Annotated in this window: 12 protein-coding genes; 10 read left to right on the forward strand and 2 right to left on the reverse strand. The window is 67.6% G+C overall.

The genetic code is table 11. The features are described from left to right. Nucleotides 1–10: 10 nt before the first annotated feature. Both P7F68_RS05895 and ilvA read left to right on the forward strand, forming a co-directional pair. Entirely contained in the window at nucleotides 11–1,864 is a 1,854-nt protein-coding gene (locus P7F68_RS05895) for an AsmA family protein (protein ID WP_277831472.1), read from the forward strand. 74 nt (nucleotides 1,865–1,938) lie between these two features. Further along, the gene (gene ilvA / locus P7F68_RS05900; protein ID WP_002931530.1) at nucleotides 1,939–3,468 is read left to right on the forward strand and encodes a threonine ammonia-lyase, biosynthetic; all 1,530 of its coding nucleotides are present in this window, start codon (nucleotides 1,939–1,941) and stop codon (nucleotides 3,466–3,468) included. 17 nt (nucleotides 3,469–3,485) lie between these two features. Here ilvA and P7F68_RS05905 read toward each other — a convergent pair whose 3' ends face one another. Next, nucleotides 3,486–4,079, reverse strand: coding sequence for a 5-formyltetrahydrofolate cyclo-ligase (locus P7F68_RS05905; RefSeq protein ID WP_277831474.1), 594 nt, complete (start codon nucleotides 4,077–4,079; stop codon nucleotides 3,486–3,488). Nucleotides 4,080–4,133: 54 nt separating this feature from the next. Here P7F68_RS05905 and P7F68_RS05910 point away from each other — a divergent pair, with 54 nt between their 5' ends. The 5 genes from P7F68_RS05910 (at nucleotide 4,134) to P7F68_RS05930 (ending at nucleotide 9,831) form a co-directional block, all read left to right on the forward strand. After that, nucleotides 4,134–6,074, forward strand: coding sequence for a lytic transglycosylase domain-containing protein (locus P7F68_RS05910; protein WP_277831476.1), 1,941 nt, complete (start codon nucleotides 4,134–4,136; stop codon nucleotides 6,072–6,074). 51 nt (nucleotides 6,075–6,125) lie between these two features. Further along, nucleotides 6,126–7,082, forward strand: coding sequence for a complex I NDUFA9 subunit family protein (locus P7F68_RS05915; RefSeq protein ID WP_002931527.1), 957 nt, complete (start codon nucleotides 6,126–6,128; stop codon nucleotides 7,080–7,082). Nucleotides 7,083–7,148: 66 nt separating this feature from the next. Further along, on the forward strand, nucleotides 7,149–7,793 hold the full coding sequence (locus P7F68_RS05920; protein ID WP_002939834.1) for a glutathione S-transferase family protein: 645 nt from the start codon (nucleotides 7,149–7,151) through the stop codon (nucleotides 7,791–7,793). Beyond that, entirely contained in the window at nucleotides 7,793–9,031 is a 1,239-nt protein-coding gene (locus P7F68_RS05925) for a multifunctional CCA addition/repair protein (protein ID WP_002931524.1), read from the forward strand. Before P7F68_RS05920 ends, P7F68_RS05925 begins: the two co-directional genes overlap by 1 nt. Next, entirely contained in the window at nucleotides 9,028–9,831 is an 804-nt protein-coding gene (locus tag P7F68_RS05930) for an alpha/beta hydrolase (RefSeq protein WP_002931523.1), read from the forward strand. The genes P7F68_RS05925 and P7F68_RS05930 overlap by 4 nt, the downstream gene beginning before the upstream one ends. Before the next feature lie 13 nt (nucleotides 9,832–9,844). On the opposite strand, the gene P7F68_RS05935 is transcribed toward P7F68_RS05930, so the two are convergent. Then, complete coding sequence (locus tag P7F68_RS05935) at nucleotides 9,845–11,020, reverse strand: class I SAM-dependent methyltransferase (RefSeq protein ID WP_277831482.1); 1,176 nt, start codon at nucleotides 11,018–11,020, stop codon at nucleotides 9,845–9,847. Between the two features lie 71 nt (nucleotides 11,021–11,091). Between P7F68_RS05935 and P7F68_RS05940 the strand changes: the two genes are divergently transcribed. From P7F68_RS05940 to P7F68_RS05950, 3 genes are read left to right on the forward strand one after another with little or no spacing between them, the layout of a single operon-like run. After that, entirely contained in the window at nucleotides 11,092–11,862 is a 771-nt protein-coding gene (locus tag P7F68_RS05940) for a pteridine reductase (protein WP_277831484.1), read from the forward strand. A gap of 60 nt (nucleotides 11,863–11,922) precedes the next feature. After that, nucleotides 11,923–12,858 carry a tRNA 2-thiocytidine(32) synthetase TtcA gene (gene ttcA, locus P7F68_RS05945; protein ID WP_002939848.1) on the forward strand — a complete coding sequence of 312 codons (936 nt, stop codon included), beginning with the start codon at nucleotides 11,923–11,925 and terminating at the stop codon, nucleotides 12,856–12,858. After that, entirely contained in the window at nucleotides 12,858–13,730 is an 873-nt protein-coding gene (locus P7F68_RS05950) for an FHA domain-containing protein (protein ID WP_002939853.1), read from the forward strand. Before ttcA ends, P7F68_RS05950 begins: the two co-directional genes overlap by 1 nt. Nucleotide 13,731: the final 1 nt, after the last annotated feature.

The following is a 13,731-nucleotide window of genomic DNA, read 5'->3' on the forward strand; positions in this document are numbered from 1 at the left end:
AGGCGGCGCGATGAGAACGCCGATACGCTATCTGCTGATCACGATCGGCATCCTCATCGCGCTCGTCGCTGCACTTGCAGCCTGGATCGCACTGCGCTTCGACGCCAACGACCACCGCGAGCGCATCACCGCCGAGTTCATGCGCCACACCGGTCGGTCGCTGCAGATCGATGGCACGCTGAATCTCTCGTTCTATCCATGGCTGGGCATCGAGGCAAGGGATGCCGTCCTTGCCGATGCGCCAGGTTTCGGCGACGCCCCCTTTGCCCGCATTGCCAGGCTGCAGGCCCGCGCACGCCTGTTGCCGCTGCTGCGCGGCGAACTCGACATCGACCGCATCGCCATCGACGGCCTCGCCCTCAAGTTGGTGCGTGCGGCCGACGGGCGTACGAACTGGTCGACGGCGGACGCGGACACTGCGGGGAGCGCGCCAGCCGCAGCGCCCCGGGGCGACACCGCGACGACGGCCGGCGCACTCGCACTCGCGATTGGGGGCATCGACATCCAGGGGGCGAGCGTGTCGTGGACCGATCTCCGCGACAACACCCAGCTGCAACTCACCAAACTCCAGCTTCAGGCAAGCGAGATCAGGCCGGGAGCCCCCTTCCCGCTGCAATCCAGCTTCACGCTGGGCAGCAGCGGGATGAGCGCGACCATGGACATCGCAATCGACTCGCGTGTCCGCATCAGCATCCAGGACGAGGTGGTCGAGCTATCGGACCTGTCGGTGCGCTTCGGCCGTAGCGACGGCATTCGGCCCCGGGGGCAGATCGAAGCGGCGCTGCGCGCAGACGCCGACTCGATCGTGTTCGAACGGCTGCATGCCATCGTCGACGACACCCGGATCGAAGGCCGCGTTGCCGTCACCGAGCCCACGCGCCCCGCAATTCAGTTCGATCTCGACATCGACAACCTCGACCTGGACGCCTACCTGCCCGCCGGCGCACAGGTCGCGCCCGCCCCGGCGGGCGCCGCAACCGCGGCAGCGCGCAACCCCAGCGCGCTCGTCACGCTCGCTGCCGACGGTCGCCTGCGTGTCGGCCGCCTGCGCGCGCACGGCCTGCAGCTGAGCGAGGTCGACCTCGTCCTGCAGGCCGAGGACGGACAGCTCAGGCTCGCCCCACTGTCGGCCTCGCTCTACGGCGGACGCTACAGCGGCAAGGTCGGCATCGATGCGCGCCGCAGCCCGCTTCGGCTCACGCTCGATGAGCGTCTCGAGGACATTCAGCTCGCCCCCTTCCTGCGCGACTTCAGCGGCACGGAAGCACGCATCGCAGGCCGCGCCACGGTGCAGGCCCGCCTGCAGGGCAACGCCGACAGCACCGACAGCCTGCGCCGCAGCATCACCGGCCAGGTGGACCTGCGCATCGTCGATGGCGCGCTGAAGGGCATCAACATCGCCCAGATGATGCGCGAGGCGTCCGCCCGCATACGTGGAACGGCAGCGCCCTCTCCGAGCGGGCGAAACGAGACCGACTTCACGGATCTGAGCGCGACACTTCGCATCGCCAACGGCCAGGTCCGCAATGACGACCTCGCGCTGCGCGCGCCCCTGCTCAGACTCACCGGCGCCGGCAGCGCCAGCCTGATCAACGAGACCATCGACTACCGGCTGCGCGCCAGCGCCGTCGCAACCCTGGCCGGACAAGGCGGTGACGAACTCGCCAGCCTGCGCGGACTCACCATCCCCATCCGCATCAGCGGCCCGTTTGCCGAGCCCAGGTTCGCACTCGACATCGAATCGCTGGTGGCGGACAGCTTGCGCGAACGCGCGGCCGAGCGCATCGATGAGCGTATCCGCGAGCGCGTACCCGAGGGCGTGCAGGACACACTACGCCGCGGCCTTCGCGACCTGCTGCGCTGAACGCTGCCGCCCCTTGCGAGCCAGCCGCCGCGGCTGATACCCTCGTTCGCTTTGCAGCAGGATTTCGGCCGCCCATGACCACCCCCTCGGATTACCTGGAACGCATCCTCAACGCGCAGGTGTACGACGTCGCCGTCGAGACCCCGCTTGACCTTGCTGCAAACCTGTCGGCACGCACCCATAACCGCATCTTCCTCAAGCGCGAGGACATGCAGCCCGTGTTCAGCTTCAAGATCCGCGGCGCCTACAACAAGATGGCCAAGCTCTCGCCCCAGGCCCTCAAGCGCGGCGTGATCTGTGCCTCCGCCGGCAACCATGCGCAGGGCGTGGCGCTTTCGGCGGCGAAGCTTGGCGTGCGTGCCGTGATCGTGATGCCGAGCACCACGCCGGCGATCAAGATCGATGCGGTCAAGGCGCGTGGCGGCGAAGTGGTGCTCGCCGGCGAGTCCTATTCCGACGCCTATGCGCATGCGCTCGAACTCGAGAAGAGCGAAAAGCTCACCTTCGTCCACCCCTTTGACGACCCCGACGTGATCGCCGGCCAGGGCACGGTGGGCCTGGAGATCCTGCGCGCGCATTCAAAGCCGATCCACGCGGTATTCTGCTGTGTCGGCGGCGGCGGCTTGATCGCCGGCGTGGCGGCCTACATCAAGCGCCTGCGCCCGGAGACGAAGATCATCGGCGTCGAGGCGGTAGGCGCCGACGCGATGACCCAATCGCTGGCGGCGGGCAAGCGCGTCACCCTGGAACAGGTCGGCATCTTCGCCGACGGCGCCGCAGTGAAGGAGGTCGGCGCCGAAAACTTCCGCCTGTGCCAGCAATATGTGGACGAAATGATCGTGGTCGATAACGACGCCATCTGTGCCGCGATCAAGGACGTGTTCGAGGACACCCGCTCGATCCTCGAGCCGGCCGGCGCACTCGCGGTCGCAGGCGCAAAGGAATACGCCCGCCGCCACAAGCTGCGCGACAAGAGCCTGGTCGCCGTAGCCTCAGGCGCCAACATGAACTTCGATCGTCTGCGTTTCGTGGCTGAACGCGCCGAACTCGGCGAACAGCGCGAAGCCGTGCTCGCCGTGACGATTCCGGAGAAGCCGGGCTCGTTCAAGAAGTTCATCAGTGTCCTCGGCAACCGCAACATCACCGAGTTCAACTACCGTTACGCCCACCCGCAGCAGGCACACATCTTCGTCGGCGTCACCGTACACAACCGCAACGAGGTCGCGCGCCTGGTCGAGATGCTGGAACGCCACGAACTGCCGGCCATCGATCTCACCGACGACGAACTCGCCAAGACCCATGTGCGCTACATGGTCGGCGGCCGCTCGCCACAGGCCGAGAACGAAGTGGTTTACCGCTTCATCTTCCCCGAACGCCCCGGCGCACTGATGAACTTCCTCTCCAACCTGCGCTCGGACTGGAACATCTCCCTGTTTCACTACCGCAACCATGGCTCGGACTTCGGCCGCGTCCTGGTCGGCATGCAGGTACCTCCGCAGGATAAGGCCGCCTTCGACGACTTCCTGCAGCGCCTCGGCTACGAATACGCCGCCGAGAGCGACAATCCCGCTTATCGCATGTTCCTGTCGGCCAGCACCGGCTGACCCCCACGGCGGAAGGCTCAGGGCAGCGCCCTGGCCGCCCCCGCCTCGGTGACGATCCACTCCATAGGCTTGTCGTGGGGCTGTGGCAGCGTACTCGGTACGCGCCCGAGTTCGAAACCGACACCGACTGCAACAGTGTCCATGCCAGCCAGGGTGCGGTCGAAGTAGCCGCCGCCGTAGCCCAGCCTGAAGCCGCAGTCATCGAAGGCGTTGAGCGGAACGAGGACGACATCGGGTATCAGGCTGTCGCCCGCGGCCGGGTGCGGGATGCCGTGGCGGTCCAGCACCATCGGCTGGTCCGGCTCCCATGCGCGGAACACCATCGCGGCATCGCGCTCCAAGACCACGGGCAAGGCGGCCACACGCCCGGGCGCGGCAACGCGCCAGCCGCACACCCACTGACGCAGATCGGGCTCGGCGCGATAGGGCCAGCAAAAGCCAAGCCGTCGGGGCTGGAGCAGCGCCATCAATCCATCGAGATGCGCCGCCAGGCGCAATGTCAGGCAGGCGCGCTGCGCCTCCGGCATTGCCTGCCGGGCACGCAATGCCGCCTCGCGCAGGCGTTTGCGCTGTGCAGCAGAGTCGACGTCGAGCGCGCTTGCGGGGGCCAATGGATGATCCGTCACTGTGGTATGTTCAGCCTTGAAATGGGAGCAGGCAACAGCATGAGAAAAGCATTCTGGGCAACATTGTTCAGCGCAGCATTCCTGCTGCCCGGAAGCGTGTCCGCACAGTCACCGGGCGAGACCGGAGCGGACCGTATCGTCGCCGCGCGCGAGGCGCTGCGCAAGGGGGATCAGGCACGACTCGAGCGCCTCGCTGCGATACGCGACACGCACGTGCTCGACCCCTACCCGCGCTACTGGCTGCTGGTGAACCGCCTCGCCCGCAGCGAGCCGCCGCCGTCCGATGCGCTGAACGCGTTCATCGCCGAGCATGACGGCAGCCACCTCGCCGAGCGCCTTCGCGCCGACTGGCTGCGCCGGCTGGCGCGCGACGGCGACTGGGCGGGCGCCCTACGCCTGCATGCAGCGCTGCAGAACCCGGACGCCGAACTGCGCTGCACGGGCTGGAGCGCGCGCCTCTTCACCGGCGACGACAGCGGCCTGCACGAGCTTGCTGCGCAATGGGACACCCTGCAGTCTGCGCCCGCGGCCTGCGAACTGCCGATGCGTGCCGCCGTCGAGCGCGGCGTCGTCAGCGAAGATCGCGTCTGGTGGCGCATCCGCCGCCAGATCGATACGCGCAGCCCGAACGACGCCCTCGCCAGCCTTGCGCTGCTGCCCGCGGGCGTGGCGCCTGCGCGCGCGGATCTTGACCAGGCCATCCGCTCGCCCTCGCAATGGCTGGACCGCCTGCCTGCCAACTTCGCCGTCACCCGCGCCGGGCGCGAACTTGCCCTGGCCGCGCTGGTACGCCTCGTGCGCGAGGATGCAGCAGCGGCCCAGGTCCGTCTGCTCCGCATCCAGGACCGCCTGGGCGCGGAGGAGCGCAACTACGTCCATCTGGTGATGGCGATGCATGCGGCGATCGGGCGGCGCCCGGACGCGCTTGCACTCTACGCCGCGGCCGGCAGCATCGAGACCACGCCGATGCAGCGCGCATGGCGAGTGCGCGCTGCACTGCGCGCCCAGGACTGGCGCGCAGTGCTCAGTGCGATCGAGGCCCTGCCCGCAGCCGAACGCGAAGCCCCGGAGTGGATCTACTGGCTGGGCAGGGCACACGCCGCCACAGGCAACCGTGACCAGGCCGAATCGCTCTACCTGCGCATCGCTGGCGAGGCACATTTCTATGGCATGCTCGCCGCCGAAGAATTCGGCCAGCCCTTCATGCCACCCCCCGCGACCGCAGCGCTGGCGCGTGCCAAGCTCGAGGAGGCCGAGCGCGACCCCAGCCTGAGGCGTGCGCTCGCCCTCTACCAGCTCGACATGCGCACCGAGGCGTTGCGCGAGTGGGTTTGGGGCGTGCGCAATCGCGACGAAGCCTTCCGCGTCGCCGCCGCGCATCTCGCACTGCGCCACGAACTGTACGACCGCACCATCAACACCGCAGAACTGGCCAACCCGAACAGCAACTTCGAGCTGCGCTTCCTGACCCCGTACCGCGATCTCATCGAACCCCAGGTGCGCGCCCAGGGCCTGGACCTCGGCTGGGTCTACGGCATCATGCGCCAGGAGAGCCGCTTCGTCATCCCGGCACGCTCGAGTGCAGGCGCCCAGGGGCTGATGCAGGTCATGCCGGACACCGGCAAGTGGGTGGCGAACCGCATCGGCATGGCGAACTACCATCCACGGCTGCTCACCGACCCGAACACCAACGTATTGCTCGGCACCAGCTACATGCGCCTGATCATGGAAGGCCTCGACGATCATCCCGTGCTGGCGAGCGCAGGCTACAACGCCGGGCCCGGCCGGGCACGGCGCTGGCGCGACAGCATGCCGATCGAGGGCGCGATCTATACCGAGACGATTCCCTTCGACGAGACCCGGGACTATGTCAAGAAGGTGCTCGCGAACGCAGTCATATACTCCGCGATGCTTGAGAAACGGCCACAATCGCTCAAGGCGCGCCTCGGCACGATCGCGCCCGGCACGATCAACGAGTAAGCTTGCCGACATGCGCCTGAATAAACAGTCCAAGCACAGACGAGTGGAACCATGAATCAAAGACGCATCGTCCTCATCGGCGGCGCCGGCTTCATCGGCAGCGCCCTTGCCAACCGCCTGTCCGCGGCAGACGCCAAGGTCATCATCCCGACCCGACGCCGCAGCCGTGCCGGCCATGTCCTGCTGCTGCCCAACGTGGAGGTCGTCGAGGTCGACGTCCATGACCCCGCAGCACTCGACGCCCTCCTTGCCGGCGCTGACGCCGTGGTCAACCTGGTCGGTGTACTGCACTCGCGGCCGGGCACGCCCTTCGGCCCCGACTTCGCGCGCAACCACGTCGAATTGCCACAAAAGATCGTCACCGCCTGCCGCAACGCTGGCGTGCGCCGCCTGATCCATATCAGCGCACTGGGCGCTGCTGCCGACGGCCCCTCCGAGTACCAGCGTTCCAAGGCCGCCGGAGAGACGGCAATCCGCGCTGCCGGCCCGGACGTAGCATGGACCATCCTGCGCCCCTCGGTCGTGTTCGGCCGCGGCGACAGCTTCCTCAATCTCTTCGCCGGGCTGGCCGCAGTGTTCCCGGTGCTGCCGCTTGCCGGCGCGGGCACGCGCTTCCAGCCAGTGTATGTCGAGGATGTCGCAGAGGCGGTGTGCCAGAGCCTTGCCCGCCCCGAAGCCGAAGGGCAGACCTACGAACTCGCCGGACCGACGGTCTATACCCTGCGTCAGCTCGTCGAATACGTTTCTGCGCTTGTCGACAAGCCGCGCCCGGTCATTGCGCTTCCCGACGGCCTCGCCATGGTCCAGGCCCGCTTGATGGAGCTTGCGCCGCAGCCGCTGATGAGCCGCGACAACGTGCGCTCGATGAAGGTGGACAACGTCGCCAGCGGCGAGCCCCTTCCTTTCGGGCTCCCCCCGACCGCACTCGAGTCGGTCGCCCCCGCCTGGCTTGGCCAGCAGGGCACGCGCGCGCACTACTACCCGTTCCGCCGCCTGGCGCGGCGCTGAGCGGTTGCGGCGCCGGGCACAGGCGCCGCTGCTGCCATTTTCCACCACCGTGACCCGGAGTCCGCGATGAAGCTCATCATCGGCAACAAGAACTATTCGTCCTGGTCCCTGCGCGCCTGGCTGGCGGCGCGCGAGGGCGGCTTCACCTTCGAGGAAATCCGCATCCCGCTGTTCATCCCCGGCAGCCGCGAGCGCATCCTGTCGCATTCGCCCTCGGGTAAGGTGCCCTGCCTGAACGACCATGGCTTCGCGGTGTGGGACTCGCTGGCAATCGGCGAGTACCTCGCCGAGAAGCAGCCAGCCCTGCTTCCCACCGACCCCACCGCACGCGCGATCGCCCGTGCAGTGACGGCCGAGATGCACGCCGGCTTTCAGAACCTGCGCAGCCGCATGCCAATGAACGTCCGCAAGGATTACACCGGCTTCGGCCACAGCCCCGAGGTCGATGCCGACATCGCCCGCATCGTCGCCATCTGGACCGATTGCCGCAGCCGCTTCGGCCATGACGGCCCCTATCTGTTTGGCCGCTTCAGCCTCGCCGACGCCGCCTACGCCCCCGTCGCCTTCCGCTTCCAGACCTACGGCGTCAAGCCTGAAGGCGATGCCGGCGCCTACCTCGCCACCCTGCTCGCCAATCCCCACATGCAGGACTGGGCCGCCGCCGCACGTGCGGAGACCGAGTCCATTCCCGAAGAGGATCTGTACGGTTGATGCAGGCCTATGTCGTTGGCGGGGCGGTACGTGACGCCCTGCTCGGGCTGCCGGTCAAGGATCGCGACTGGGTCGTCGTAGGCAGCACGCCAGAGGCGATGCTGGCCGAGGGCTTCAGGCCTGTGGGACGCGACTTCCCGGTTTTCCTGCACCCGCAGACCCAGGAGGAATACGCGCTCGCGCGCACCGAACGCAAGTCAGGCCACGGCTACGCCGGCTTCGTCTGCCACGCCGCACCCGATGTCACCCTCGAACAGGACCTGCTGCGTCGCGACCTCACCATCAACGCCATCGCGCGCGACCACGACGGTCGGCTGATCGACCCCTGCGGCGGCGTCGCCGACCTCGAGGCCCGCGTCTTCCGCCATGTCTCTCCGGCCTTCGCCGAAGACCCGGTGCGCATCCTGCGCGTCGCACGCTTTGCGGCCCGCTTCACCGACTTCAGCGTCGCTCCCGAGACGCTGGCACTGATGCGGCAGATGGTGGCAGCAGGTGAAGTCGACCACCTCGTGAGCGAGCGCGTGTGGCAGGAACTTGCCCGCGGTCTGATGGAACAGCGCCCCTCGCGCATGATCCGCGTACTGCGCGAGAGCGGCGCGCTCGCCCGCCTCCTCCCCGAACTCGACCGTTTGTTCGGCATTCCGCAGCCAGCGAAGTACCACCCCGAGATCGACACCGGCGAACACGTGCTGATGGTGATCGACCAGGCCGCCACCAGCGGCCAGCCACTCGCCGTGCGCTGGGCCTGTCTGCTTCATGACCTGGGCAAGGGCGACACACCCGCGCACGTCCTGCCGCATCACTACGGCCACGAGGCAGCGAGCACCCGCCGTGCGCGCGAAGTCTCAGAACGCCTGAAGGCACCGGCGGACTGCCGCGACCTTGCCGAGATGCTCGCCCGCGAGCACGGCATCCTTGGCCAGGCCGCAGTGCTGCGCGCAGACACCATGGTCAAGCTGATCGAGCGCTGCGACGCGCTGCGCAGGCCGGAACGCTTCCTGCTCATGCTCCAGGGCGCAGCCTGCGACCATAGCGGACGCGGTGCCGGCGCCGGCACCATCACAGCCCCTGCCGACTGGCCGCCCTTGTTGCGCTGGGAGGCAGTGCTTCACGCGGTCCGCAGCATCGACGCGGGTACAATCGCCCGCAACTGCCGGGACAAGGCATCGATCCCGCAAGCCCTGCACGCCGCCCGCGTGGCGGCCGTGAAGGCCCTCGACAGCAAGGATTCCGCATGAACGCCACCCGCTTCGGCGAACTCGAGGTGCTGTGCCACGCACCCGCGCGCCCCACGCATGACACGCCGCTGCTCTTCATTCACGGCGCCTACATATCGGCCTGGTGCTGGGAAGAGCACTTCCTGCCCTGGTTCGCAGAACGCGGCTGGGCCGCCTATGCGCTGTCGCTGTCCGGACACGGGGCAAGCCGCAAGCGCGCGCTGCTCGACTCGTACTCGATCGACGACTACGTGCGCGACGTCGCCGAGGTCGTCGCCCGCCTGCCCGCTGCACCCGTGCTGATCGGCCACTCGATGGGCGGCATGGTGGTGCAGAAGTACCTGGAGCAATACGACGCGCCCGCGACCGTACTGATGGCCTCTGTTCCGCCCCAGGGCCTGATGGGCTCGGCCTTCGGCCTCATGCTCAAGCGTCCGACGCTGCTCTCCGACCTCAACGCCATCATGACCGGCAACGACGTCAACATCGACAGCCTGCGCGAAGCCCTCTTCCACCAGCCGGTGGATGCGGCCGACCTGCGCCGCTACTACACGCTCAGCCAGCCAGAGTCCCACCGCGCGATCTGGGACATGTCGCTGTTCAACCTGCCCCAACCCGCGCGCATGCACCAGCCGCCGATGCTCATCCTGGGCGCCCGCCACGATGCACTCATCCCACCCGACCAGGTGCACATGACGGCATCCACCTACGGCCGCCAGGCAGAGATCTTCCCCGACATGGGCCACGGCATGATGCTGGAGCAGGATTGGGAGCAGGTCGCGCGCCGCGTCGAAGCCTGGTTGATCGAGCGCAGCCTTTAACGCCTGCGCACACTCACAGCGTGTGCAGGCGATCGCCGCGGACAAACCCCTGCAGTGGCGGCTCGACGCCGCGCCCGAGCGCGAGCACCTTGAACAGCTCGCCCATCTCATGCGGCGCCGTCAGCCGCTGCGCGGCACGTGCGGCGCGGATGTAGTCCGCGCTCTCGCGCGCACCGCGTCGCTCGAGGCAATCGAGCACACCGCAGTTGAACAGGAACTGCGCCTGATTGGCATAGCCGAGCACATCCAGGCCGGCCCCATACGCTGCCTCGGCGACTGCGGTGAAGTCGACGAAGGCGGTGATGTCATTGAGCCCGGGCCACAGGAAGGGGTCGCCGTGGGCGTGGTGGCGGTAATAGCACAGCAGCGTGCCGCCCGAGCGCGAGGGCAGATAGTACTCGGCGCGCGGATAGCCGTAATCGATCAGCAGCATCAGGCCACGCTCGATGCGCTCGGCCCAGGCCGCCACCCATGCGTTGCCGGCCAGGTTGAGTTCGGTCACGTACTCGCCCTGCTCCGGCACCGGCAGGTCCAGCGCCTGCGCACCTGCGAGCACGGCGCCACGGGCGGGGCGGTCCGCCCAGCACAGCCTGCTCGCGCCCGGGACGTCGGCGGCGAGCGCCACGCCACGCTCGAACAGGCCTTGCGCGCGCGAGACGACCAGATGCACCGGCATCACATCGAGCACCTCGTTGGCCACGACCACGCCTGCAAAGCGGTCGGGCAGCGCGTCCAGCCAGCGCACGCGGCCGGCCAGGTGGGGCACCCGCGTGGCCAGGGTATCGAACTGGCGTTCACGCAGCTCACCCGACAGCTCGAGGATCTCGTAGGTGTCGGGCAGGCAAGCGCGGCGCTCGAGCTCGAGCAGCATGTCCGCGGCGAGCAAGCCTGTGCCCGCTCCGACCTCGATCAGCGCCATCGCGCTCGCACGCATGCCCTGCTCGACCTGGGTCGCGAGCGCCTGGCCAAACAGCGGGGTCAGCTCGGGAGCGGTGATGAAATCGCCCCCGGGCCCGAACTTTCTCGCGCCGCCGCTGTAATAACCCTGGCCCGGCGCATACAAGGCCAGTTCCATGTAGCGCGAAAAGGGCACCCAGCCCCCGCTGCAGCCGATCTCGGCGGCAATCAGTTCGAGCAGGCGCGCACTCTGGGCACGCGCCTCGGCGGACGGTTCGGGCAGGGATGACATGACAGGCTTGATCCGGTGCGACTAAAGTTCGCGATTGTAAGCGCTGCCCGCACAACCCAGTTGACCGAGCGATGACCCCACCACAACACGCCCCCCACCACGCCGCAGAGACACCCCTCATCCTCGTCACTGGCGCTGCACGCCGCGTCGGCGCCGAGATCGCCCGCCAGTTGCACGCTGCAGGCGCGAACGTGGCGCTGCACTACCGCCACAGCGCGGACGCTGCAGAAACCCTCGCGGCTGCGCTCAACGCTGCGCGCCCCGACTCCGCATTCACTGTCGGCGGCGACCTTGCCCGTTTCGGCGCCGCCGAGGACATCGCCGCGCAAGTGCTTGCACGCGGCACGAGGGTGGACGGCCTGGTCAACAACGCTTCGAGCTTTTTCCCAACACCGCTTGGCAGCATCGACCGCGCGGCATGGGACGAACTGATGGGTTCGAACCTGATGGGCCCGCTATTCCTGTCCCAGGCGCTCGCTCCAGCGTTGCGAGCGACATCGGGCGCGATCGTCAACATCGTGGACATTCATGCAGAGCGTCCATTGCAGCGTTACCCGCTGTACTGCGCGGCCAAGGCCGGGCTGGCCGCGCTGACGCGCGCGCTGGCGATCGAGCTCGCACCGCAGGTGCGCGTCAACGGCGTCTCGCCGGGGCCCATCGACTGGCCGGAGGACGAACAGTTCTCGCCTGCGGAACGCCAGCAGATCATCGATCACACCCTGCTCAAGCGCGTAGGCAGCGCCGCGGACATCGCCCGCACGGTGCGCTTCCTGCTTTTCGATGCGCCCTACATCACCGGACAGATCATCGCCGTTGACGGCGGGCGGAGTGCACATCTTTGAGGCAGAACTTCTTGACAAGGGTATAATTTCGCGATCCTGAACCTTGATCGAGCTTCTGCCGTGACCGCTGCCCTTGCCCCCGTCGAATCCCGCCCTGCCAGCACCGGCGAGACAGACACCCGCCACTCCAATACCTTCCTGCGTCTCAAGAAGAAGCTCGAGCGCGGTGTGGGCGAGGCCATTGGCGACTACAACATGATCGGCAACGGTGACACCGTGATGGTGTGCGTTTCCGGCGGCAAGGACTCCTACACCCTGCTGTCATGCCTGCTCGCGCTGCGCGAGCGCGCCCCGGTGGATTTCCGCATCGTGGCGATGAACCTCGACCAGAAGCAGCCCGGCTTCCCGGACCACGTCCTGCCGCAGTACTTCGAGTCGATCGGCGTCGAGTACCGCATCGTCACCGAGGACACCTATTCGATCGTCAAGGACAAGATCCCCGAAGGCAAGACCACCTGTTCGCTGTGCTCGCGCCTGCGCCGCGGCATCATCTACCGCACGGCGAAAGAGATCGGCGCGACCCGCATCGCACTTGGCCACCACCGCGATGACATGCTCGAGACCCTGTTCCTCAACATGTTCTTCGGCGGCAAGATCAAGGCCATGCCACCCAAGCTGGTCAGCGACGACGGCAACCATGTCGTGATCCGCCCACTTGCCTACTGCACCGAGGCCGACATCGCCCGCTTCGCGCGCGCAATGGACTTCCCCATCATCCCCTGCAACCTGTGCGGCTCGCAGGAGAACGCGCAGCGCAAGCAGATCAAGACCATGCTGCAGGGCTGGGCACGCGAGCATCCCGGGCGCATCGAATCGCTGGCGACCGCACTCAAGAACGTCGTGCCCTCGCACCTGGCCGACTCGAGGCTGTTCGACTTCGTCGGTCTCACCCGCCAGACCGTGGTCGAGGAAGGCGACACCGCATTCGACCCCCTTGAACTGCCCCAGCCAGCAAGCGCAACGATCCGCCTGATGATGCCCGGGGCCGACGACTGATGTCGGAGCGCAAGAACCTCTGCGTCTTCGTTGCCCTTCATCCAAGCGATGGGCAACTGGCAGCCCAACTGGGCGAGCAGGAGGCCTTGCACGCGGCCGAACGCTGTGCGAACCGCATCGAGCGCGCACTCGCGGCTCACAGTGGGCAGATCCTGGTCGCCGAGACCGACACCACGGTCGCGGTCTTCGAACGCTGCGATTCGGCGGTACTGGCGGCCAGCGACGCCTTGCAGCGCATACATGGGCTGCCGCCACTGCGCGGCGCGCGACAACCGGTGCGGATCGGCCTGCACTACGGCGTGGTGGACCTTGACGGCGGGCGCACGGCAGGCGAAGGCATTACGCTCGCCACCCAGATCGGCAACCTGTGCGAACCCGAGCAAGCCCTCGCCTCTGCCGCCGTCACAATGCTGCTCGGCGGCGCCGCGCGTGCGCTGCTCGGCACGCGCGCACTTGGCGGGCCCGCCTTTGCACGGCTCGGCGTCCAGGTTTTCAGCATCGGCCTGCGCAGCCCGCTGATCACCTCCATCCCGGCGGCCGCACGCGTCTCCCAGCGCCTGCGCCTGCGTCACCAGCAGGACGTGCTGTTCGTAGAGGAGCATCGCCCAGTGCTGCTGCTCGGGCGCGAACTCGGTAACGACATCACCATAATGGACCCGCGCGCCTCCAGGCAGCATGCGCGCATCGAGCGCAGAAGAGAGGGGTTCGTGCTGTTCGACCAGAGCACGAATGGCACCTTCATCACCCTCGACAACGAAGCCGAACGCTGCATCAAGCAGGACCGCATCGTCCTCAACGGACAGGGCCGCATCGGCTGCGGTTTCTCCGCCAACGAGGTCGAACGTGACCTCGTCTTCTTCGACATCGTCTGAA

The organism is Thauera mechernichensis, from assembly GCF_029588855.1.
In the GTDB taxonomy this organism is placed as follows: Bacteria; Pseudomonadota; Gammaproteobacteria; order Burkholderiales; family Rhodocyclaceae; genus Thauera; species Thauera mechernichensis.